Origin of the sequence: Lichenibacterium dinghuense, from assembly GCF_021730615.1 — a bacterium.
Taxonomy (GTDB): Bacteria; Pseudomonadota; Alphaproteobacteria; order Rhizobiales; family Beijerinckiaceae; genus Lichenihabitans; species Lichenihabitans dinghuensis.
On record NZ_JAJLMN010000001.1, the window covers coordinates 3,434,224 to 3,454,553 of the forward strand.

A 20,330-nucleotide genomic window follows, 5' to 3' on the forward strand; every position below is an offset into this window, starting at 1 on the left:
GTCGTCTCCGTCCGAGGGAGAGGTCCGGGGCACCCGAAGGCGCCCCGGCTCCGCGCGGTTTCAGCGATGGGCGACCGTCTTCCGGTTGGGGATGCCCTCCATCGGCGCTTCGTCGGTGCCCACCGTGTCGCGTGTCAGGGCCTCGACGGCCTCGCGCGTGGCCTCCGGGTCGGCGATCCACTTCGCGTAGAAGTCGTAGGGGCAGGCCGCGACGCCCTTGTCGCCGTCGCCCGAGTTGATCGTGCCCGTGTAGCCGCGATGCACGAGCTTGAAGAGGTGGTTCTCGGACTGGCCGTGCTTGCGGAAGTCGCGGAGCAGAAACTTCGACAGGGCCGCGTACTGGATGCCCATCTCCTCGGTGCCGGTCTCGCCGAGGGTGCGGCCGTCGAAGCCGATCAGCGAGGAATGGCCGAAGTAGGTGTATACGCCGTCGAAGCCCGAAGCGTTGGCCACGGCCACGTAGCAGTTGTTGGCCCAGGCCATGCTCTTGGACATCATGATCTGCTGCTCCTTGGCGGGATACATGTAGCCCTGACAGCGGATGATTAATTCGGCGCCCTTCATGGCGCAGTCGCGCCAGATCTCGGGATAGTTGCCGTCGTCGCAGATGATCAACGAGATCTTCATGCCCTTCGGGCCTTCCGACACGTAGGTGCAGTCGCCCGGATACCAGCCCTCGATCGGCACCCAAGGCATGATCTTGCGGTATTTCTGGACGATCTCGCCCTCGTCGTTCATCAAGATGAGGGTGTTGTAGGGCGCCTTGTGCGGATGCTCCTCGTGCCGCTCGCCGGTGAGCGAGAACACGCCCCAGACCTTGGCCTTGCGGCAGGCCTCGGCGAAGATCTCGGTCTCGTCGCCGGGGATGGTCGAGGCCGTCTCGTACATCTCCTTCGAGTCGTACATGATGCCGTGGGTCGAGTATTCCGGGAAGATCACCAAGTCCATGCCGGGCAGGCCGGACTTCATGCCGATCAGCATGTCGGCGATCTTCTTGGCGTTGGCGATGACCTCGGCCTTCGTGTGGAGGCGGGGCATCTTGTAGGACACGACGGCGACGCCGACCGTGTCGTTGCTGGAGGAGATGTCACCGTGGAGCATGGGGTTCGTCCCTGGGCTGGCTTGTTGGACTTGATCCGGTGGGGTGGGCGCTGGCGCCGCGAGACCGGTGGCTCAGACGGCGAGGTGGCGGTGGATCAGGTCGTCGCCGAGCTCGGCCCGGCGGCCGGAGGCCGCGACGCGACCCTTCTCCATGATGACAAAGGCGTCAGCCGCCTTGCGGGCGAACGGGATGTTCTGCTCGACCAGGACGATGGTGAGGCCCTCGTCGCGGTTGAGGCGCAGGATGATGTCCTCGATCTCGCGCACGATGTTGGGCTGGATGCCCTCGGTCGGCTCGTCGAGCAGCAGGACCTTGGGTTGCGCGGCGAGCGCGCGGGCGATGGCGAGCTGCTGCTGCTGGCCGCCCGACAGCAGGCCGCCGGGACGGCCGAGGTTGGCCATGAGGTAGGGGAAAAGGGCCGGCACGAGGTCGGGGATCGCCTGCCGGCCGTCCGGCCGCGCGAAGGCGCCCATGAGGATGTTCTCCCGCACCGTGAAGTCCGGGATGATCTGCCGGCCCTGCGGGACGTAGGCTATGCCGGCCCGCGCCCGCTTGTGCGTCGGCGCGGCGCCGATCTCGACGTCGCCGAGCGCGATCCGGCCCGTGGACCGGTCGGTGAGGCCCATGAGGGTCTTCAGCAGGGTGGTCTTGCCCGTGCCGTTGCGGCCCAGCACCGACAGGATCTCGCCGCGGGCGATGCCGAGCGACACCCCGTGCAGGATGTGGCTGCGGTCGTAGAAGCTGTCGACGCCCTGGACGTTCAACATCAGTGGATCCCCCCGGAGCCGAGGTAGGCTTCCTTGACCTTCGGGTCGTTCTCGATGTCGGAGATGCCGCCCTCGGCGATGATCTGGCCGAGGTGCAGCACGGTGATGCGCTCGGCGATCTCGCGCACGAAGGCCATGTCGTGCTCGACCACGATGAGCGTGTGCCGTCCCTTGAGGTCGTTGATGATGCGGGCGGTCTTCTGGGTCTCGCCGGCCGTCATGCCGGCCGTGGGCTCGTCGAGCAGGAGCACCTTCGGGTTTTGGGTGATGAGGAGCCCGAGCTCCAACCACTGCGTCTGCCCGTGCGACAGGTTCGCGGCGGTCTCGTGCTCGACGTCGCGCAGGGCGACGAGGTCGAGGACCTCCTCAAGGCGGTCGCGGCTGGCCTTCGGGAACCCGAAGTGCAGGTTCGAGAACACGCCGCGGCCGGGGCAGCTGGCGACCTCGAGGTTGCGGCGCACCGAGAGCTCCTTGAACACGCTGGGGATCTGGAACTTGCGGCCCAGCCCGGCGCGGGCGATCACGTGCTCGTCGCGGTTGGTGATGTCCCGGTCGAACAGGAATACCCGCCCTTCCGTGCTCTGCGTGCGGCCCGAGATCAGGTCCATGAGCGTCGTCTTGCCGGCGCCGTTGGCGCCGAGCAGGACCCTCAGCTCGCCGTCCTCCACCGTGGTGGAGACGCCTGACACGGCTTTGAACCCGGAAAAGTCGACCCCGAGCCCGTCGATGGTGAGTGCCACGGCCATCACAGGCCTCCCTTGGAGCTGGCGTGGACGGCGTCGGGCTCCGATGCAGCGACCGAACGGCCGCGGCGACGCCCGAGGAGGGCGCCCAGCGCGTCGTCTGCGAGGCCTGCGAGACCCCTCGGCAGGAACAGCACGACGAGGATGAAGATGAGGCCGATGATGGCGCGCCAGGACTCGACGAGGCTCTGCGTCTCGCTCATCCCGGCCTCGGCCATGTTGATGAGGATCGCGCCGATGCAGGCGCCGAGCAGCGAGTTGCGTCCGCCGACCGCGGCCCACACCACCATGGTGATGGAGAAGGACAGGTCGAGGAAGGTCGGGGAAGCGAACTCGGCGACGTTGACGTAGAGCAGCCCGGCGAGGCCCGCAATGGCGGCCGACACGGCGAAAAAGAACACCTGGTAGTTCGGCACGTCGAAGCCGAGGTAGCGGGCGCGGTTGGCGTCATCGCGCACCGCCTGGAGGACCAAGCCGGCGCGGGTCTCAACCAGCAACCGCGTGCCGACGAGCACCAGGGCCAGGGCGGTCGCCACGACGTAGTAGGTGGGCTTGCCGTAGCTGTCGAAGCTGAAGTCCCCGAGGGTGAAGCTGCCGAGGTCGGTCAGGCCGTTGAAGCCGTTCGTGAGCGGTTGCCCGTCGATCACGAGGAGACGCGCCAGCAGCACGAGGGCCAGGGTGATGATGGAGATGAAGACGCCGGCGATGCGCTTTTTGAAGATGACGGCGCCGAGCGCGGCCGCCGCGACCGTCGGCACCGCTACGGCCATGACGAGGCCGACCCACTGGCTCTGGAATGGGATCCACAGGAACGAGGTCTTGGTGATGCAACACAGGTCGGGCTTGGCGCCCGGCTCTGCGTTCCAGAACATGAAGTCGGGGATCGGGGTGTCGGAGCCCTGCTGCATCGAGGTGTTCGACGCGAGCTTCAGCGACATCGCCATCAGGTAGGCACCGAGGCCGAAGAACAGGCCCTGGCCGAGGTTGAGGATGCCGGCGTAGCCCCAGGACAGGCAGATTGCGACGCCGAGCATGCCGAAGACGAGGTACTTCGCGATGCGGTTGAGCCAGAACTCGCCGAGGAACGCCGGCAGCACCAGGATAAGGGCGATGAAGAGGACGTAGGACGCGATCTCGAATTGACGCTTGGCCGTCATGGTCAGCGACCCTTGTAGGAGAACAAGCCGCGGGGCTTGAGGACGATGATGGCGATGACGACGGCGAAGATGACGGCCCGGGCGAGAGTGTCGTTGGTGGCCGCGGCGACGACGCCGTTGATCTGGCCGAGCAAGCCGGAGGCCGCTACGGCGCCGAAGAGCGAACCGACGCCGCCGACGACGACGACCAGGAAGCCGTCGACCACGAGGGGGGTGCCCATGTCGGGAAAGACGGTTTTGAAGCCCGACATCATCACGCCGGCCACGCCCGCGAGCCCCGAGCCGTAGGCGAAGGTCATGGCATTGACGCGCTCGACGTCGATGCCGCAGGCTGCAGCCATCTTGGGGTTGCGCATGATGGCCCGCACCTGCGTGCCGATCGGCAGGCGGTACATGATGAACCAAGTCACCGCCGCGAGGATCAGGGTCACGCCGATGATGAAGGTGCGGTAGAGGTTCACGTCGGTGCCGAGCAGACGTGCCGAGCCCGTCATCCAGGTCGGCACGTCGACCTTCTGCAGGCCGGATCCCAATCCCTCGACGTGGCGGCCGAAGAACGAGGCGCCGAACTCGAGTCGTACCGCCTGCTGGAGCAGGATGGCCACGCCCCAGGTGGCGAGCAGCGTGTCGAGCAGCCGGCCGTAGAGGTGGCGCACGATGAGCTTCTCGATGGCGAGCCCGATCGCCGCCGTGACCACGAAGGCGAGGGGGATCGATGCCAGGAAGCCGAGGTGGAGCCAGATGCCGGCCATCACCGTGGTGTATGCCCCCACCATGACGAGGTCGCCATGGGCCATGTTGATGACGCCCATGGCGCCGTAGGTGATGGCGAGGCCGAGCGCGATGAGCAGCAGGATCGAGCCGAGGCTCAGCCCGATGAGGATGACGTCGACCATGCTGACCCGCCTTGAGGTTTTCGAGTGTGCGCCGGCTCTCGGACGAGGGCCGGCGTGATCCGGCGTCAGCCCTTGAGCTTCTTCACGTCGAGGCCCTTCGGCGTGCAGAACGGATTCTGCTCGGTCTCGCCGTAAGCCACGTAGGGCAGCGGGTAGATCGGGCCGGGGTAGGCGTCGACGATCTTGCCCTGGCCGTCGGCCCCCCACTGGGCGATGCGGGGTGTGAGCCAGGTGTGGAGGTTCTCGGCCGAGACCTTCACTTCGCCGCCCGGCGACAGGAACGACTGATCGCGCACTGCCTCGCGCACCGCGTTGGGACTCGTGTCTTTGGCCTTCTCGACGGCCTGCTTCCACAGGAACACCTGGAAATAGGCAGAGCACATGGCGTGGTGGGTGACCGCCTTGGGGTCTTTCACGAAGGCGCGGTAGCGCTCGATGAAGCTCTTGTTCTCCGGCGTGTCGATGGCCATGAAGTAGGGGAAGGACGTGTAGGAGCCGACCGCATATTCCGGTCCCATGGCGGCGATCTCGATCTCCGACGTCACCGTGGCGCAGATGGGCAGCTTGTCCATCGTCAGGCCCTGGTTCTTGTATTCGCGGTAGAAGGCCACGACCGAGTCGCCCACCACGTTGGACAGCACCACGTCGCAGCCCGAGTTCTTGATCTTGTTGACCATCGAGCCCCACTCGGAGTGCCCGAGCTCGAGGTACTCGTCGCCCACGTAGGTCGCGCCGTGCTTCTCAAGCAGGATCTTGACGACCTTGGCCATCTCGCGCGGGTAGATGTAGTCCGAACCAACGATGAAGAACTTCTTCTTGCCGAGCTTCTCGATGATCCACGGCACGAAATTCGAGAGCTGCTGGTTCGGCACCGCACCCGTATAGACCACGTTGCGGGAGCACTCGTAGCCCTCGTAGTAGGTCGGATAGAAGTACATCGAGTTGCGCTTCTCGAACACTGGCAGCACGGCCTTGCGGCTGGCCGAGGTGTAGGAGCCGAAGACGGTCGGCAGCTTGTTCTCGATGACGAGCTTCGAGGCCTTCTCGTTGTAGGTCTTGGGGTCCGAAGCCCCGTCCTCCTCGATGGCGCGGACCTGCTTGCCCATGACGCCGCCGGAGGCGTTGATTTCGGAGATCGCCATCATGGTGGCGTCGTGCAGGGACTTCTCGACGATGGACAGGCCGCCCGTGAGCGAGAAGAGCACGCCGACGTCGATGGTGTCGGCAGCGAAGGCCGCGCGGGGCAGAAACGTCGGGCCGGCGAGCGCGGCGGCGCTTCCGACGCCGGCTTGCAGGAAGGAGCGGCGGTTCATCTGCATCGATTATCGTCTCTCGTTTCGAGCCTCGGGGGCGAGGCAGTTGCGGGCAGTTCGGGAGCGGCCGGCCGCACCTCCGCGCGGACTGGCGCGCAAAGGCGGGCGCGTCCGCAAGACGGCTCGGGGGTCGACGACTCGGGAAACGCGGCTTCGGTGAAGTACAAAACGCAAAAAGCCCGAATAGCCCCGTGAAGGGCTGTTCGGGCTACATCGCCACATCAAACCGACAGCACTGGCGGCTCGACCAGGTCGGACGTCACTGCAGCACTGCAGCGCACCTCGACCGTTTTTAAGGTTAGGTGGCTCTCGGACGTGCTGTCAAGAGCTCATTGGCGTTGATGATGGCGTTGGCCATCTCCTCCATCGAGATCCGCTTCGTCATGGCCTGCTGGCGGATTGTTTTATAGGCATCTTCCTCGTTAAGTGCCTGGCTTTGCATCAGGATTGCCTTGGCGCGCTGGATTTTTTGCACGCCGGCGATTTTGTTCTCCAACTTTCGGAGCTTCCTGTGCATTTCCTGGCGCTCCAGCCACAAGGTGCGGGCGAGGATGACGTTCGTGAGGAGGCCGAAGGGACGGATCGGCTTCTCGACCACGGCGAGCGCCCCACATTCCAAAACCACCTGGAGTGTGGCCGAATTCTCGTAGTCGACGATCGCAATGAGGGCGGCACTCGCCTGCCCCTCCGACTTCACGAACCGTCGGATGAGATCGCGCTGCTCGTAGTCGACCACGAGCATGACCAATTGGGCGTTGGGAGATGGTCCATCAGGCATCGGCCAGTTCGCGTCGACGGTGCATCCGATCCGGCGCAGGTGCTCGACGAGGCTGCGCCCGTCATCGTCGGGCGGATGGACGACCTGGATGCGGAGATCGCGCAGGTCGCGCAGGACGTTGGTCGACATGGCTCAAGGCTTTCCGACGCCGACGGAGGGCCTGAGCAGCGCGTCCGCCGACCAATCGTCGAGGCTCTGCGTGATAAAGTAGGGGTCGGGCTTCACCCGCAGGCCCGGGTTCCACACCGTTTGGAAGCGCCGGGCATCGTCGATCCGCGCGACGCGCGGCCACAGGAAGGTGTGGTTGTTCTCCGGGTCGACGCGGATACGGCCCTGCGGGGCATCGAATTCGGCTCCCCGGAGTTCCCCGACGAGGCGCTCTGGGTTGTCGGTCCCGGCGCGGCGCATGGCCTGAGCGGCGAGGTGGACCTGGAAGTAGGCCGCTTCGGCACCCGCCGACACGGGCGCATCCGCCCCGAACATCGCTTTATAGGCCTTCACGAACCGGGCGGCGGCCGGCGTCGGCAAGATCTCGAAGAACGGGGCGGCCGTGATATGCCCGGCAGCGGCCTCCGCAGGCATGTCGGCGACTTCCGCCTCGCTCGTCGTCAGGCTGGCGATGGGTATGTCGGCGGACTCCAGGCCGGCAGCGTGATAGGCCTGATAGAACAGACCTGTCGACCGACCGACCACCGTGGAGAACACGACGTCTGGCTTCAGCTTGCGGACTTTGGAGACAACCCCGTCGAAGTGGCCTGGCTCGGCGTCGAGCGGCACGTAGATCTCGTCGAGCACCTTGCCGCGCGATTGTACGACCAGATCAGTCATGATTCTATTTAATTCGTAGGGATAGACGTAATTGGAGCCCACCATGAGGAATCGGCTGCCGTGCATTTCGAGTAGGTATTTCGCCAGCTGTAGCGAGCTCTGGTTCGGCGCAAGCCCTGTGTAGATACAGTTTGGAGAGTATTCGAAGCCTTCGTACGGCGTCGGGTAAAAGAGCAGTGCGTGATGAGATTCGACGAGTGGAAGCACGACCTTGCGCGAGCTAGACATGTAGCATCCGAAGATCAACCTGACTCGATCGATGGTGAGAAGCCGTTCCGCGAATTGACGGTAGATCCTGAGATTCGAAGCAGGGTCGTACGCGACCGCCTCAAGCGGCCGGTCAAGGACACCGCCTGCTGCGTTCACCTCCGACAACGCTAACAGGGTGCCGTTGAGCTGCGTCTGCTCGATCGCGCCGGTCGCCCCGGTGCGAGAAAAGAGCACCCCAATCCGCCAAGGTTCCTTCGCCATCGATACCCGATCGTCCCCGGACCTGCACGCCGCGGGCCTGTCTCCAATGCTTGTGACCTTCGCCTCGCTCGCCGGCAAGGCCATGGCGGTTTAGCTGTCGCTGCTCGGTCACAGGAAGGAGCGACGGGCGGCGGCCCGCTGTGCTGGCTACGTCTGCTTCCGCGGATTGCTGTTAGGCTTGGCTACGCCCGGTTCGGGTCGACACCGGCCGATGATGGCCCCATCTCTCGAATGTACGAAGCCTCCCATCCACGTGGGTTGCTGAGCACACATCAATTCGTTGTGTGCTGGTGTCTCTCCGCCGTTTTCCCTTGAGCACTGCGGCGCGGCAACTCGCGCAGCAACAAGCAAGGCCGCCTAAGGCGACTGGGCGACGGTGACTGGGCGACGGTGATGGACGAGCCGGGTAGACTCGGCCCCGGAGCGATTCGGCTCAGGGCGCGCGGGTATGGTCATGGCGAAGAGCATCGATGCCATCGACACGGTCGTCGCCCTCTTCCCCGCGAGTTCGCGCACGCTCATCGAGCGCCTGCTCGAGCGCGCCCGGGAGAAAGAGGCTCGGCAGGCGGGTCGGAGCGCGGCGGCGGCGGTGCGCGACCTCGGACGGCTCGTGCAGGCCGGCAGCGGAGGACGCCAGGGCTCGCGGCTCGCAGCCGAACTGTCGAAGGCGCTCGAGCTGAGGGGGAACATCAGCGGCAAGACCTCGATCCGGCAGAAGGCGCCGGATACCGGCGGCCGGTCGTTCCACTTCGCCCACAGCGTCATCAAGAAAGACGACGCACCGCGGAGGGCGTCGTCGTCGAGACCCGGCGCTACCCCGGCCGGGGCGTCGCCGCTAGGGGTGGGCTCGGTGAGCAACCGCAGCAAGACCGGGCGCTCAGCCGCGCACATGCGCTACATCGAGCGCGAGACGGCCGTGGAATGCGGCCGCGGCCAGGACATCGACGGGCCGGCAGTCGCCGCGTCGGCAGGTGACCGCTCGCCGGAGGGGCACGGCAGGGAGGCGGGCGGCGTCGGGCGCGACGCTGTGCAGGCCACGAGCGCGTCGGCGGGGCAGGCCTACGTCGAAAACCCGGCCAAACTCGTCAACGGCGAAGTGATCGCCTTCTCGTTCGGCACGATCGGCGAGCGTTTCGAGGACCGCCTCCGGTTCTGGGAGGCGCTGGAGCAAGCCGAAGCACACCCGGACGCGAGGGTTCAGCACCGCCTCATCGTCGAGCTGCCCCACGAGGCCTCGCCGAAAGCGCGCTTCGACATGGTGCAGCTGTTCTGCCGGCGGTTCGAGGACGACGGCGTGCCGTTCTGGGCGGCGCTGCACGCGCCCGGCCCGGGCAATGACAGCCGCAACTTCCACGCCCACATAGTCTATAGCGAGCGGCCTGCGAAACGGATGGTGGACCCGGACGACCCCGCCGGGCCGCTCCGGTGGGACTTCGAGGTGACGCGGACGCACCGAAAGAAGAACCGCGTCATGGCCACCTCGCGTCCCTACCGGCAGGGCAAGCTCAGGACCTACAGCGGGATCGGCTTCATTCCGATGCTCCGCGCCGAGTTCGCGGGCGTCGTCAACGAGGTTCTTACCCGCGACGCGGTCGCGGATGCGAAGGGTGCGCGGGTCGTCTACGACGCCCGGTCCTACAAGAACATGGGCCTCGCCGTCGTGCCGATGCGGTCGGTCAACCGCATCGTCGCGGACAAGGTCAAGGGCGGCAAAGCGAGCGTGCTCGACGGGCAGTACACGAAGCGGATGATCGCGGCCGAGCTCCGGGAGGCCGCGGCCAGGCGCGAAAGGGACGTGCTCGAGGTCGTGGCGCTCGACGACGCACTGAAGGTTGCGACGTCCCTGCGGGGCGGCGGCAAGACAGCGCCGTCGCTGCCCCGCGATCTCCAGGTGTCCCCGCTGTCGACCGTGCCGCGAGCCTTTCTGAAGCCCGCGGCGGAGCGCCTGCTTCGGGCCCGGCGCGAGGCGGTGCAGGTGAATGTCATGGAGCGGGCCGCCATGGCCTCGCTCGGGCGCATCGTCGAAGCGACGGCTCCGAAGGCCGTCGAGGCTGCCGCGAGGTCGAAGTACCCGGTCGTGCGCGCCCAGGCCCCGGACGCCGCTGTCACGCGACTGCTGCACGAGGCGGCGCTCGAGGAGCAGAAGAAGACGCGTCGTGAGGCGGCGGTGGCCAGGAAGTCGCTGCGCGTCCGGGTCGCCGCTGCGGTGACCGAGTGGCGTGAGCTGACGCAGTCGCCGAGCACGACCCGGTCGCCGATCATGCGGCAGGCCGTGGCCGAGTCGGTGCGCCCGTCGCCGGAGCCGCAGCCCACACCATCGCGCGAGAAGATCGATGGCGCGGACGGGGCGGCGCGGGCGGCTTCGCCGACCCGTGTGCCGACGGCGCGACCAGCCCATCAAGCCGGGCTTGGGCGGAACTCCACGACCCGCGCCGACGTGCATCGGCCCATGCCGGGACTGCAGGGCATGCCGACCCTCGGTGACCTCCTCGCCGTGTCGGAGACGGTGTCGCGGTGGATCAAGGCCGTCGTCGACGGCATCGAGGATGCCGACGGTCGCATGAAGGCGATCGATGCGTTCTACGACAGCCTGAAAGCACACAAGAAGGCCGAGAAAGCGGCGGAGCGGGCGGCGGCGGCCGAAATGGCCGAGGCGGCGGGGGCTGCGAAGGCTGTGGTCCAGACAAAGGCGGCGGAGGGTTCGTCGCGGGACGGTGAGGCGGTGGCGAGGACGTCCTCAGACAGGGCGCCGGCGGGCGATAGCGCGACCGGCGCGGCCCCGCCCACCTTGGGCTCCGACGGCCCGCCGATCGCGCCCGCCTCGCGCGCTCCGGCACTTGAGCCCGCCGCTCGGGCGACGCAGGCGAGTCCGACCACAGCCGTGCCGGCCGTGGCCACCGGCAGTGTGCCGCCCGCCGCATCATCCGCCGCGCCACCTGCAACCATCACGAGCCGGGCACCTCCGCCCGACGGGGGCATGCACATGCCTACGGAGGATCCGCATGTGGACGCCGAGGCTGCGTCCGCGGCGGATGACGAGCGCCGACGCAAGAAGTGGGAGGAGGAGCTCGAGAAGCGTTGCAAGAAGCGAAAGGCCGTGCTGGGTCGCCGGAACAAGGGCCGGGAACGGTAGGCCGCCGAGAGGCCCGGCGCACGGCGCGGCCTCGTGCCCGTGCGAGATCGATGCATCCTCGCACCAGCGCCGACGCGGGGCTTTGGGGATCCCGCGTTGGGGCGCCACGGCCGACGTGGCGGAACGGCGGTTTGGGGGAAAGGCCGCGCGCTGGGGGGCAAGGGTCGACACCGGCCCGAGGCCCCACGGGAGCGGACAGATGCGAGAGGAAATGGATGGCGCGGCCGGCGCGGGCGGTCGCGGAGACGACGAGACGATCGGGATGGCGGACGAGGTACCGGGGGTGCACATCATGAGCCGCATCGACCTCGAGGCGGCGGTCGGTGGCATGTCGCCCGACGACGACTGGGACGGCGCGGGCGCGACCTCGCGCGAGGACGCTGCCCGCAAACGCGAACTCGCGCGCTATCGCGACGACCCGGACCTGTGCTGGCGCCGCCACGTCATCGCGGACGACGCCATGCTGGCGCGCGTCGGCCGCCTCGTTCGCGAGGCGCCGAACATGGCCCGCGCCGTGGAGATCGTGCGGCGCGCAGCCGTCGTGTCGCGCTACGCCCGCCAGCCGCTCCGTGTGCCGCCCATCGTCCTCGTCGGCCCGCCTGGCTGCGGCAAGACGCGGTTCGCGTCGTTGCTGGCCGGGGCGCTCGGCGTAAGCTCGAGCACGATCGTCGGCAGCACCATCACCGACGTCGGCAAGATCATCGGCTACCATCCTGGGTGGAAAGGAGCCAGCCCTGGGCTCGTGGCCAAGTCTCTCATGCAAGGCGCGACGGCGTCGCCAGTCATCGTCGTCGATGAAGCCGAGAAGATCCAGGCCGTCGACGGTCTGCCCTATCCGCTCGACGCCCTGCTGTCCGCGCTGGAGTCCGGCACGGCCTGCTACTACCGCGACGGGTACCTCGACGTGCCGATGCGGGCCGAGGGCATCGTCTGGCTGTTCTGCGGCAATGACCTCCACGGCCTCTCCGCCCCGCTGCTCGACCGCTGCGTGGTGATCGAGGTTGCGGCGCTGTCCGGGAGGGAGCGGCACCGGGCGCTCGACGACCTCGCTGCCGACATCCTGCTCGACCACGGCGTCGCCCCGACCGCGCTCGACATCGACGCGCTGGCAGTGCTGGACGGCGTCGGGCTGCGCCGCGCCCGCGCGCTCATCGCGTCCGCCCTCGCCGGCGCGCTCGACGCCGGCCGCGACGCCCTCACGGCCGACGACCTCCGTGCCGCCGCGGCCCTGCTCGGCGGCGCGCCACGCATCGTCCGACAGCGGGCCGGCTTCGTCCAATTCTGACGCGATCGAGGGTGAGCCCCGCGGCTCCAGGCGGCGCGGGAGCGGCGTCGGTCGGACACGCCGGCCGCACGGTCGGCTTCGTGCGCTTTCCGATCAGAGATGCGGCGCTGCGGATGGTGCTCGGGCGCCTCCGCGCCGGGAGCGCAGCCGACGCTCGGCGACGGACGGAGCGGCCTCGACGGTGGCGGTGAGGAGCAGTCGGCGTGGGGGGACAATGGGCGTGCCCCGATGGGAGAAGACGATGGCGAACGACATACCGCTCGCGCGGCAGGCGCGCTACGCGGCGGCGGCGGCCGACGAGGGTCGGGTCGCGGATCTGCAGCGTGTGGCCGATGACGCGGCAGCGGATGCGAGGCTGCTCCTCGCCGCCGGCGAGATCCAGCTCGCCTCCGGCGCGCTCACTGTGATGCTGCGGGCGATGCTCCTGCGCGCGGCGACGCCGGCCGGCTCGGAAGGCTCCAGTGCGGAGGTGGACATCGGCATCAAGCGCCGGAGCGCCGAGGCGCTGGAGCGCGTCGGGGTGCCGCTCGCGGCCGCCATGGTGCGCTCTGCGGCGGCCGGAGATGCTGCGGTGATGGCGAGCCGGGCGGGGCGCTCGCCGCGGGAGGGCGCCGCGTGACCGCGGACGCCCCGAGCCGCGGCCGCTGCCCGGCATTCCTGGACGAGCCCGTGTCGCCGCCGGCCGCGGCGGCGGCGCGGTCGCTGGCCGAGCAGATCGAGGGAATCCGTCGCGACCTCTCGGCTCACCGCTGGCTGGCCGACCGGGGTGACGCGCTCGCCCACGGCGCCGCGCTGGCGGCGGCGCACGGCGTCCTGGTGCTCGCGACGGCGCCGCTGGCCTCGCGGGCGGATCGCGATCACCGCCGCACGACGCTCGACGGGGCCGTACCCGCGCTGGCCCGAGCAGGCCTTGGCCACGTCGGAGCCCTGGTCGAGGCGGCGCTCGCCCTCGAGCTCCATTCCGCGACGCTCGAGCGCGCGAGTGGAGCGCTGCAGTGAACCGCGTCGTCGGCTCCGACGCTGCAGGCCCGACCGCGCGCGACCGCGACCGCTATGCCGCTGCCCTGGCCGGGGCGGCCGACCCGGAGCTCCTGTTCGGTCCGGTGCTGGCGTCGTTCCGCCGCCTGACCGTCGCCGTGTCCGCCGGCGACCGCGCGGTCGCGGCGCGGGCCGCGGTGGTACTCGAACGCGCCTGCCTCGCGCTCTGCGTCGTCCCGGCCGCCTCGGCCGCGGCGGCGGACGATCGGAGGCGGGTGGCGAATATCGTCGCCGCCTGGGCTTGGCCGAGGCGGCCCGCACTCGCCGCCGTGCTCGCGGCCGGCGGCGCCCAGGAGGCACGACGCTGGGGCGGTGAGGTCGCCGGGGAGGCGTGAGCCCGGCTCCAGCGTACTGACCTTCGGAGGCGACGGGCTCGCGGCGTAGGTCCGAGTTCTATGGCGAGCCGGGGGGAGCGGCGGAGGCGAAGGGCGGTGTCCAAATCGCGCTGGGTGGGGGCGGGCGGGGTCGACCCCCAAGGAGAGAAGAAGGGAGGAGATCGGAATGGAACCGATCAGAAACGATGGTGTGCGCGGAGCCGAGCTGGGCGCCGAGGCCGTCGCCGCCGTGGCGGTGCTGGCGCGCCTCGACGCGGCTGGACGCCGCGCCGCGCTGGAAGCGCTCGGGGTGACCGAGGCGCGGCGCATCTGGACACCGCGCGAGGTGGGCGAGTTGCCGAGCCTAACCGCGCTGACGGCCGGGCGCGACCACGAGGCCGTGTATGGGTCGGACGCCTGGGCGGCTTCATATCAGCGGGCGCGGACCGTGGTGGCCTACGTGCTGCAGGCGCCTGGGCTGGGCGCACTGTCCGCGCGCCTCAACGGCACGAGCCTCGCCAAGGTCGGCACCGCCGCGCTCGAGAGCCTCGCGCAGCGCGTCGCCGACCTCGGGCGCTGTGAGTACGGCGCCTGGATGCGCGGCCCGCGCTGCTACGGACGCGAGGCCGGCTTCAGCTGCTTCAGCCCGGCGCCGAGGCTGCAGCTCGCGCCCCAACACGTGGCGAGCCCGGTGCGCCTGTGCCTGCACGGGGTCGAGGTGGACCTGCCGCCCGGGATGACAGCCGGGCAGTTCGAGGCGGCGCTGAACCGCGCGCTGCTGCCACTGCGGCTGCAGACGGTGGCCGGCACCGAGGCTGGCCGCGTGCTCTGCGCCCGCGCCAGCGTCGAGACCGCGTTCCTGCACCGCTACTACCGGCACGGCACGAGATACAAGGCCGCGACCGAGATCACGCTGATGAGGCCCCAGGCCGACCTCGGCGCGCTGGCGCGGGTCTGCGCCGACATCGTGGTCGACGCGGCGCTGGGGCTGCGCAATGTACGGCCGGTCCAGTGACGGCCGTCGCGATGACGGGCAGGTCCGCGGCGCGAGAGATCGCGCCGCGGCCATCGCCCGCGCCGATCGACGGTGGCCCGCCCGCGCCCGGGCTGGCGGGCGCGGTGCCGCTCGGGGACTTGCTGCGCCGGGCCAGCGCGGCCATCCGGACTGGACTCCCGGATGCGGTCTGGGTCGTGGCGGCCGTGGCGGCCTGCAAGCCGGCGCGCGGCGGCTGCTCGCTCGAGCTGGTCGAGCCCGAGGTGTCGCGGGCGGAGGCGGGCGTGCTGCGGGCCTACCTGCCCGACGCCGTGCTGGCCGCGCTGCGCGAGCGGGCCGGGCACGCGGTCGACGGCGTCGACCTCGTCGGCATGACGGTGACGTCGCGCCTCGCCGTCGAGCTGTCGCCGCGGTGGGGCCTGTCGGGGCGGGTGCAGGCGCTTGCCCCGGGGCTGGAAGCCAGCCTCGCCCGCCGCGCGCTCGAGGCGACAATGGCGCGCCTACGCCGCGACGGCTCCTACGACCGCCAGCGCGGGCTCGCCCGGCCGCGCGATGTCACGCGCGTCGCCGTAGTGCACCCGGCCGGTGCCGCCGGCTGGGCCGACGTCGCGGGCGAGCTCGCCCGATGGCAGGCGGCCGGACTGCTCGCGGTCCGCTCCGTGCCGACCGCCTTCGAGGGGCCCGGAGCCGCGGCGGGCATCGCGGTCGCGCTCGGGCGCGCCGCCGAGGATGTGGCGGGCGGCCGCCCCGACCTCGTGCTGGTTGTGCGCGGCGGCGGAGCGGCCTCGAGCCTCGCCCCGTTTGACGACGAGGCCGTGGCGCGGGCGGTCGCGGCCCTGCCGGTGCCGGTCCTGTGCGGCCTCGGCCACGCGGTCGATCTCACGCTCGCCGACCGCGTGTGCTGGCGCAGCGCCGATACGCCGTCCAAGACGCTGACGGTTCTGCGCGAGCTGATGGCCGCGCCCAGCCGGCGTGCGCGGGCGGACTACGGGGCGGTGCTGCTCGCGGTGGCGGCCGGCCTCGACCGCGCCGGGCCCGCTCTCGCGGCGGCGGAACGGCGGGTCGCGACCGAGGCGACGCGACGCGCTGTGGCGACCTCGGAGGCGCTCGACCGCACCTGGGGCGCGGTGCGCACGGCGGCCGAGGGCGCGCGCGGGCGCCTGACGCGGCAGGGCGACGCGCTCGACCGGCTCGCCTCCGACGCGGCCGGGGCCGCTCCCGTCCGCCTCGACCGGAGCGCGACCGAGCTCGCCGCGCTGATGGAGGCGGTGCGGGCCCGCGCGCGCCGAGCCTCGGCGGGTGCGGACGGCGGCGCTGGCCTGCTCGCCGTCGCCGTGGCCCGCGGGCAGGCCTTGGTCGCGACTGCGGAGGTCGGGCTCGCCGCACGCGGACGCGAACTGCCGGACGCCGCTGCGGCGGTGGTCGCGCGCGCTTCGACGTCGCTCAACGCGGGCGCTGAGCGGGTGCGCTTCGACGCGCGGGCCCGCCTCGGCCGCGCAGACGACGGGGCGCGCGCCCTCGCGGGCGTCGCTGCAGCCGTCAGCGCCGCGCATCGGCGGCAGGACGCCGCCCTCGAACGCTCGATGCGAACGGTCGAGGCGTCTGCGGCCCGCCAGATCGACGCGGCGGCCTCGGCGCTCGACCGGCACACAGACGTACTCGACGCTGCCGAGCCGTCGCACATGCTGCAGCGCGGCTATGCGCTCGTGACGGACGCCTCCGGGCGCCCCGTCACCTCGGCCGCGGCGGCCCGCGCCGCCGCGAGCGTCACCCTCACCTTCGCCGACGGCGCCATCGCCGTGCGGCTCCATCAGCCCACAACGGGAGATCAGCCATGAAGACCACCATCGCCGCCAGCACCGTCAAGGCTCCGGCCACGACCGAGACCTACGCGTCTGCCTACGCGCGCCTGACCGCCATTGCGGAAAAGTTGAAGGGCGCCGGCGCGGCCGCTGACCTCGATGGACTAGGGCGTGTTGACATTCAGCGCAGGGCGAGAGCGATGCTTGCCGCGTAGATCATAGCGCTGAAGCTCGTGTCAGTCTTGTCGTAACGCGTGCCGATGCGGCGAAAGGCTTTCAGCGAACAGAAGAAGTTTTCGACGAGGTGCCGCCATTTGTAGGCGGCAAAATCGCAGGGGATGTGCCGCTTGCGATTGGCTTTGGGCGGGATCACCGCGGCAATGCCTCTGCCTTCAAGATTTTCCCGAAGCCAATCGACGTCGAAGGCCTTATCGGCCAGAAGCATCTTGAAGGGCACGTCGGCGATCAGATCCTTGACGCCTTTGACGTCGTGGCGGTGCCCCGGCAGCAGCACAAAGCGCACCAAATTGCCGAGCGCGTCCACCAGGGCGAGGATCTTGGTGGTCAAACCGCCGCGAGAACGGCCGATGGCCTGATCCTGAGTCCCCCTTTTGCGCCAGTGCCGTGCTGGTGGACCCTGATGATCGTGCCATCCACCATGGCGTATTCAAAATCAGGGTCGCCCGACAGAGCGGCGAAAACGCGGTCGAAGACCGCCTTCTTGGCCCACCGGCGGAAACGTTGGAAATTGGAGTTCCAGTTGCCGAACCGGTCCGGCAAGTCTCGCCATGGTCCGCCCGTCCGTGCGACGTGCAGGATAGCTTCCATGAACAGACGATTGTTGCTGGCCGACCGCCCCGGATCACCGACCTTGCCGGGAAGCAGAAGGGCAATGCGCTCCCATTGCTCGTCCTTCAACACGTCGCGATCCATGCTGGAACCTCCCTTTTCCAGCCTTGAATCCCACTTTCGCCCGCTGGGAAACCTAATGTCGCTAAATGTCAACGCGCCCTAGTCCAGGACCTGCGCGAGGCCAAGGCGGCGCACGCCTTCTGCAAGGCCCGGCTCGACGCCATCCGGCGCGAGGTGGATGCCGAGGCGGAGGCCGCCGGCGAGACCGCGGGGGGCTGACGCGCCGGCCTGCGGGGTGGGGAGCGCAAGGCCGGCCGGGCCGGTCATCCGGGTCGAGGTGGGCGGAGGCGGCCCCAGCCGCGGTCGCCCGATGGGCTCTCCGGCGTCGCGCCCCTCATGGGTCGGTGCCGGCGAGCCCCACGGGCACGACCACTATGTCCGCCTGCTGCCGCCCGATGGGTGCTTTGTGGCGGCCGTCGAGTAGGCAGGCCGGCGACAGGCGCGACCGCGAGGGCGAAGCGGACAGCCTAGAACTGATCGAGTTGGAGGACCTGGCGGCGCGCGGTTACATCCACATCGGCCGGGGCGCCGTCTCCCAAGTGGCGTGGCTCTCAATCAGAAGCAGAGACTGAGCAGCGCTCAGCGTCACGGAGGCGGCGCGGGTGTCGCCGCACACCCCCAAGGAGGGTGCGGTGCAGGGCAGTTAGAAGTGCCGCCGCCCTGACTTGGCCACCGTCCGCGGCGGCAGCATACATGCTGAAACGCCTGCCGGATCCGCCGCTGGCATGAGCTTCATACGGACAATCCGAGCCGGTGCCGAGGCCCTCGAGAATGGGCGGTTCTGACCCACAGCCGTCACTCAGAGTGTCCGCTCCAGAGCCGAGACCGGAGGGGGCTTCATCCCGCCAGGGACGCCGTTTGTCTGTCCGACGGCCCTGGCGCTAAATCGCGGGTGGAAAAGAAATCGCCGGCGCTAAACGTCGCCCTGCTCCGCTGAGAGTGCTGCAGCTGGTAACAGAGATCGACTCCGCCGGCACGCCATTGTAGCTAGAGGCGCGCAGAGGCGATTTACTCCTGATCCAGGTTGAGACTGATCAGCCGAGCAAGCTGCCCGGCTGTACTGCGACGATGTGCTCGCCCGTAATAGTCTCAAGATAGAGCTGGGGAAGAGACCTCTCGAAGACGCTCAGGGCGGTTTTGACGATGGTCAGATATTGATCGAGGTCGCCTCCTTCAACCCGCCTCCATGTACTTGGCATGTAGCGCACCATGATCGACAGCGCGTACAGAAGGCAGAGCGCCGTTACCCTGTACTCATTGAGATCGGCTAGCGCCGGCAGGATCAGAGCCCCGCTGTTCTCGAAAGAGCTCTGATGAATGGGAAGCACTTCATGCCAGTATGTGGCATCGGGATGATCGACGCGAGCCCGGAAAATCTGCCCTTCCGGCTGGTCGGGAAGGCGACTGAGTTCGGCAAGCGGCCAGCCCGCGCCTTCGATGCGCTCCTGCCGGACCTTACCTGAGCGGTCGATGAGCTTGATGTAGCTGCTGCCAGACTGCTGCTGAGGCTTGAAGCTGGGCAGACGGCTAGCCTCCATGTCGTACGACGGCATGATCCAGGACGGCTCGCTCTCGAAAACTTCGGAAAATAGGTCAGCCAACTCAGGAAGCGTCGCGAACAGATCTCGGACAGTGCAGAACACGCCACGAGGCAGTTTCTCTACAGCGTCGTCGGCTTTGGGCTTTGATTTTGGGTAGTGGCTGATGTCGTGGCCGAGGAAGGCAGCCCACCTGGGCAGGAAGCCGGTAGCCAGAACTCCAACGCCCATTTCACTGAAACCGCGGACCTGTGTGCTGAAAGTGTAAAGGCCGTGCCCTTGTTTCGTGTAACCCTCGATCTCATCGAGATCGACGGGCCCGCTTGGCGAGGCTAGGATCTCAGCGAAGGATAGTGCCAGGGTCCCGTAGTAGAGGCTGATGATCTTGCGATTGAGGCTCTCATTTTGAGCTGATTTAAAGTAGTCAGACGCACTGCGCAGTGTGAAGGCGAGACCCTCACCTTTCGATCCGGCTGCACCAGGTATTAGCTGGACATTCTGTTCGCTTGCGCGGCGTAAGATCAATTTCTCCGCCAGATGCGTGCTTGCAAATTGATCCAGGCGCGCCCACACGCTGATCAGCGGGTTTTCTGCTTTGATGCGCCGGACGGTCGAAGGTCGGGACTTGGCTGCCCGCCGAGTATTCGCAGGGAAGAGCTCCTTGTTCCAGCCTATAAGCGTTGAATAAAATTCATCGATAGGTGTGACTGGCTTGGTAAGCCCGTACGCAAAACTTTCTGGCTTATACAGTTCACCATTTGTGAAGGTGCGGTCGACTTCGGAGTCAAGCGCCTTGTACACCCTGTTGTCTGTAGCAGATGAATAAAGAAGTGCCACCTTCTTCGTCTTGCCGAGCTTGGTGGCAGTTACGACCATGTACTCGCCGGCCTCGACCACGCCGGTGATCTCAGCCGTCCAGCCATGCGTCCTGAACGGTTTGACAATCTGCTGATCGACCGAGCCTCGCAGAATTGCCATCCGCTGTTCGACCCCCGTTCCACCCATCCGACTTCTCGCCCTTGTGTTCTCACGAGATATGTATCGCAGCTGCAGCTATGGATCGTAAACCATCATTCGTGGGTCAGCAAAATAGTGTCGTGCCCGGGCCCGCAGCTTGGTATGAAAAAATGAGATCTACAGCAGCGTCGCTTCGACCAACCAGCCGAGCTCGCCTGGCAGCGGACCTTCCCTCAGTCAGCGTTGGATCGACTCGGTCCACTCGAGATCTCGATCTGAATGTCCGCAAGGTGGCGATCTCT

At 68.3% G+C, this 20,330-nt stretch carries 18 protein-coding genes; 8 read left to right on the top strand and 10 right to left on the bottom strand.

Going from position 1 to position 20,330, the window contains the following annotated elements:
* Positions 1 to 60: 60 nt before the first annotated feature.
* The 8 genes from L7N97_RS16385 to L7N97_RS16420 form a co-directional block, all read right to left on the bottom strand.
* Entirely contained in the window at positions 61 to 1,101 is a 1,041-nt protein-coding gene (locus L7N97_RS16385; protein WP_237479369.1) for an aliphatic amidase, read from the bottom strand.
* Between the two features lie 72 nt (positions 1,102 to 1,173).
* Positions 1,174 to 1,869 (bottom strand): urea ABC transporter ATP-binding subunit UrtE, encoded by a 696-nt coding sequence (urtE, locus tag L7N97_RS16390; protein WP_237479370.1) that lies wholly within the window; start codon positions 1,867 to 1,869, stop codon positions 1,174 to 1,176.
* The gene (urtD, locus tag L7N97_RS16395; protein WP_237479371.1) at positions 1,869 to 2,618 is read right to left on the bottom strand and encodes an urea ABC transporter ATP-binding protein UrtD; all 750 of its coding nucleotides are present in this window, start codon (positions 2,616 to 2,618) and stop codon (positions 1,869 to 1,871) included. Before urtD ends, urtE begins: the two co-directional genes overlap by 1 nt.
* Positions 2,615 to 3,769, bottom strand: a complete 1,155-nt coding sequence (gene urtC / locus L7N97_RS16400) for an urea ABC transporter permease subunit UrtC (RefSeq protein ID WP_237479372.1) — start codon at positions 3,767 to 3,769, stop codon at positions 2,615 to 2,617. Before urtC ends, urtD begins: the two co-directional genes overlap by 4 nt.
* Positions 3,770 to 3,771: 2 nt before the next feature.
* On the bottom strand, positions 3,772 to 4,665 hold the full coding sequence (gene urtB, locus L7N97_RS16405) for an urea ABC transporter permease subunit UrtB (protein ID WP_237479373.1): 894 nt from the start codon (positions 4,663 to 4,665) through the stop codon (positions 3,772 to 3,774).
* A gap of 65 nt (positions 4,666 to 4,730) precedes the next feature.
* Positions 4,731 to 5,984 carry an ABC transporter substrate-binding protein gene (locus L7N97_RS16410; RefSeq protein ID WP_237479374.1) on the bottom strand — a complete coding sequence of 418 codons (1,254 nt, stop codon included), beginning with the start codon at positions 5,982 to 5,984 and terminating at the stop codon, positions 4,731 to 4,733.
* Positions 5,985 to 6,276: 292 nt separating this feature from the next.
* A complete protein-coding gene (locus L7N97_RS16415; protein WP_237479375.1) occupies positions 6,277 to 6,885 on the bottom strand; it encodes an ANTAR domain-containing response regulator in 609 nt (202 codons plus the stop codon).
* A gap of 3 nt (positions 6,886 to 6,888) precedes the next feature.
* Positions 6,889 to 8,055: a transporter substrate-binding domain-containing protein gene (locus tag L7N97_RS16420; RefSeq protein ID WP_237479376.1), complete on the bottom strand. Its 1,167-nt coding sequence runs from the start codon at positions 8,053 to 8,055 to the stop codon at positions 6,889 to 6,891.
* Positions 8,056 to 8,509: 454 nt separating this feature from the next.
* Between L7N97_RS16420 and L7N97_RS16425 the strand changes: the two genes are divergently transcribed.
* The 8 genes from L7N97_RS16425 to L7N97_RS16460 all read left to right on the top strand — a co-directional run bounded on the left by L7N97_RS16425 (position 8,510) and on the right by L7N97_RS16460 (position 16,836).
* Complete coding sequence (locus L7N97_RS16425; protein ID WP_237479377.1) at positions 8,510 to 11,188, top strand: MobA/MobL family protein; 2,679 nt, start codon at positions 8,510 to 8,512, stop codon at positions 11,186 to 11,188.
* Between the two features lie 262 nt (positions 11,189 to 11,450).
* Complete coding sequence (locus tag L7N97_RS16430) at positions 11,451 to 12,473, top strand: AAA family ATPase (RefSeq protein WP_237479378.1); 1,023 nt, start codon at positions 11,451 to 11,453, stop codon at positions 12,471 to 12,473.
* 241 nt (positions 12,474 to 12,714) lie between these two features.
* Entirely contained in the window at positions 12,715 to 13,092 is a 378-nt protein-coding gene (locus L7N97_RS16435) for a hypothetical protein (RefSeq protein WP_237479379.1), read from the top strand.
* Positions 13,089 to 13,472, top strand: a complete 384-nt coding sequence (locus L7N97_RS16440) for a hypothetical protein (protein WP_237479380.1) — start codon at positions 13,089 to 13,091, stop codon at positions 13,470 to 13,472. The genes L7N97_RS16435 and L7N97_RS16440 overlap by 4 nt, the downstream gene beginning before the upstream one ends.
* Positions 13,469 to 13,846 carry a hypothetical protein gene (locus tag L7N97_RS16445; RefSeq protein WP_237479381.1) on the top strand — a complete coding sequence of 126 codons (378 nt, stop codon included), beginning with the start codon at positions 13,469 to 13,471 and terminating at the stop codon, positions 13,844 to 13,846. The genes L7N97_RS16440 and L7N97_RS16445 overlap by 4 nt, the downstream gene beginning before the upstream one ends.
* Positions 13,847 to 14,012: 166 nt before the next feature.
* A complete protein-coding gene (locus L7N97_RS16450) occupies positions 14,013 to 14,840 on the top strand; it encodes a hypothetical protein (RefSeq protein ID WP_237479382.1) in 828 nt (275 codons plus the stop codon).
* An 11-nt stretch (positions 14,841 to 14,851) separates the two neighbouring features.
* The gene (locus tag L7N97_RS16455; RefSeq protein ID WP_237479383.1) at positions 14,852 to 16,657 is read left to right on the top strand and encodes an exodeoxyribonuclease VII large subunit; all 1,806 of its coding nucleotides are present in this window, start codon (positions 14,852 to 14,854) and stop codon (positions 16,655 to 16,657) included.
* Entirely contained in the window at positions 16,654 to 16,836 is a 183-nt protein-coding gene (locus L7N97_RS16460; RefSeq protein ID WP_237479384.1) for a hypothetical protein, read from the top strand. Before L7N97_RS16455 ends, L7N97_RS16460 begins: the two co-directional genes overlap by 4 nt.
* On the opposite strand, the gene L7N97_RS16465 is transcribed toward L7N97_RS16460, so the two are convergent.
* Positions 16,803 to 17,554, bottom strand: a protein-coding gene (locus L7N97_RS16465; RefSeq protein WP_428980973.1) for an IS5 family transposase whose coding sequence is annotated in 2 segments (ribosomal slippage) — positions 16,803 to 17,224 and positions 17,224 to 17,554 — 753 coding nt in all. Because the reading frame shifts where the segments join, the coding sequence is not laid out codon by codon here. The two genes, L7N97_RS16460 and L7N97_RS16465, sit on opposite strands and share 34 nt — an antisense overlap.
* Before the next feature lie 1,013 nt (positions 17,555 to 18,567).
* The gene (locus L7N97_RS16470) at positions 18,568 to 20,076 is read right to left on the bottom strand and encodes a YaaC family protein (RefSeq protein WP_237479385.1); all 1,509 of its coding nucleotides are present in this window, start codon (positions 20,074 to 20,076) and stop codon (positions 18,568 to 18,570) included.
* Between the last annotated feature and the right edge of the window lie 254 nt (positions 20,077 to 20,330).

Bases quoted from the DNA above. Each gene is read 5' to 3' on its own strand.
- L7N97_RS16470 (WP_237479385.1), bottom strand. From the start codon at position 20,076: ATGGGTGGAACGGGGGTCGAACAGCGGATGGCAATTCTGCGAGGCTCG.
- urtC (WP_237479372.1), bottom strand. From the start codon at position 3,769: ATGACGGCCAAGCGTCAATTCGAGATCGCGTCCTACGTCCTCTTCATC.
- L7N97_RS16415 (WP_237479375.1), bottom strand. From the start codon at position 6,885: ATGTCGACCAACGTCCTGCGCGACCTGCGCGATCTCCGCATCCAGGTC.
- L7N97_RS16420 (WP_237479376.1), bottom strand. From the start codon at position 8,055: ATGGCGAAGGAACCTTGGCGGATTGGGGTGCTCTTTTCTCGCACCGGG.
- urtE (WP_237479370.1), bottom strand. From the start codon at position 1,869: ATGTTGAACGTCCAGGGCGTCGACAGCTTCTACGACCGCAGCCACATC.
- L7N97_RS16430 (WP_237479378.1), top strand. From the start codon at position 11,451: ATGGCGGACGAGGTACCGGGGGTGCACATCATGAGCCGCATCGACCTC.
- L7N97_RS16410 (WP_237479374.1), bottom strand. From the start codon at position 5,984: ATGCAGATGAACCGCCGCTCCTTCCTGCAAGCCGGCGTCGGAAGCGCC.
- L7N97_RS16425 (WP_237479377.1), top strand. From the start codon at position 8,510: ATGGCGAAGAGCATCGATGCCATCGACACGGTCGTCGCCCTCTTCCCC.
- urtB (WP_237479373.1), bottom strand. From the start codon at position 4,665: ATGGTCGACGTCATCCTCATCGGGCTGAGCCTCGGCTCGATCCTGCTG.
- L7N97_RS16460 (WP_237479384.1), top strand. From the start codon at position 16,654: ATGAAGACCACCATCGCCGCCAGCACCGTCAAGGCTCCGGCCACGACC.
- L7N97_RS16385 (WP_237479369.1), bottom strand. From the start codon at position 1,101: ATGCTCCACGGTGACATCTCCTCCAGCAACGACACGGTCGGCGTCGCC.
- L7N97_RS16455 (WP_237479383.1), top strand. From the start codon at position 14,852: ATGACGGGCAGGTCCGCGGCGCGAGAGATCGCGCCGCGGCCATCGCCC.
- L7N97_RS16435 (WP_237479379.1), top strand. From the start codon at position 12,715: ATGGCGAACGACATACCGCTCGCGCGGCAGGCGCGCTACGCGGCGGCG.
- L7N97_RS16450 (WP_237479382.1), top strand. From the start codon at position 14,013: ATGGAACCGATCAGAAACGATGGTGTGCGCGGAGCCGAGCTGGGCGCC.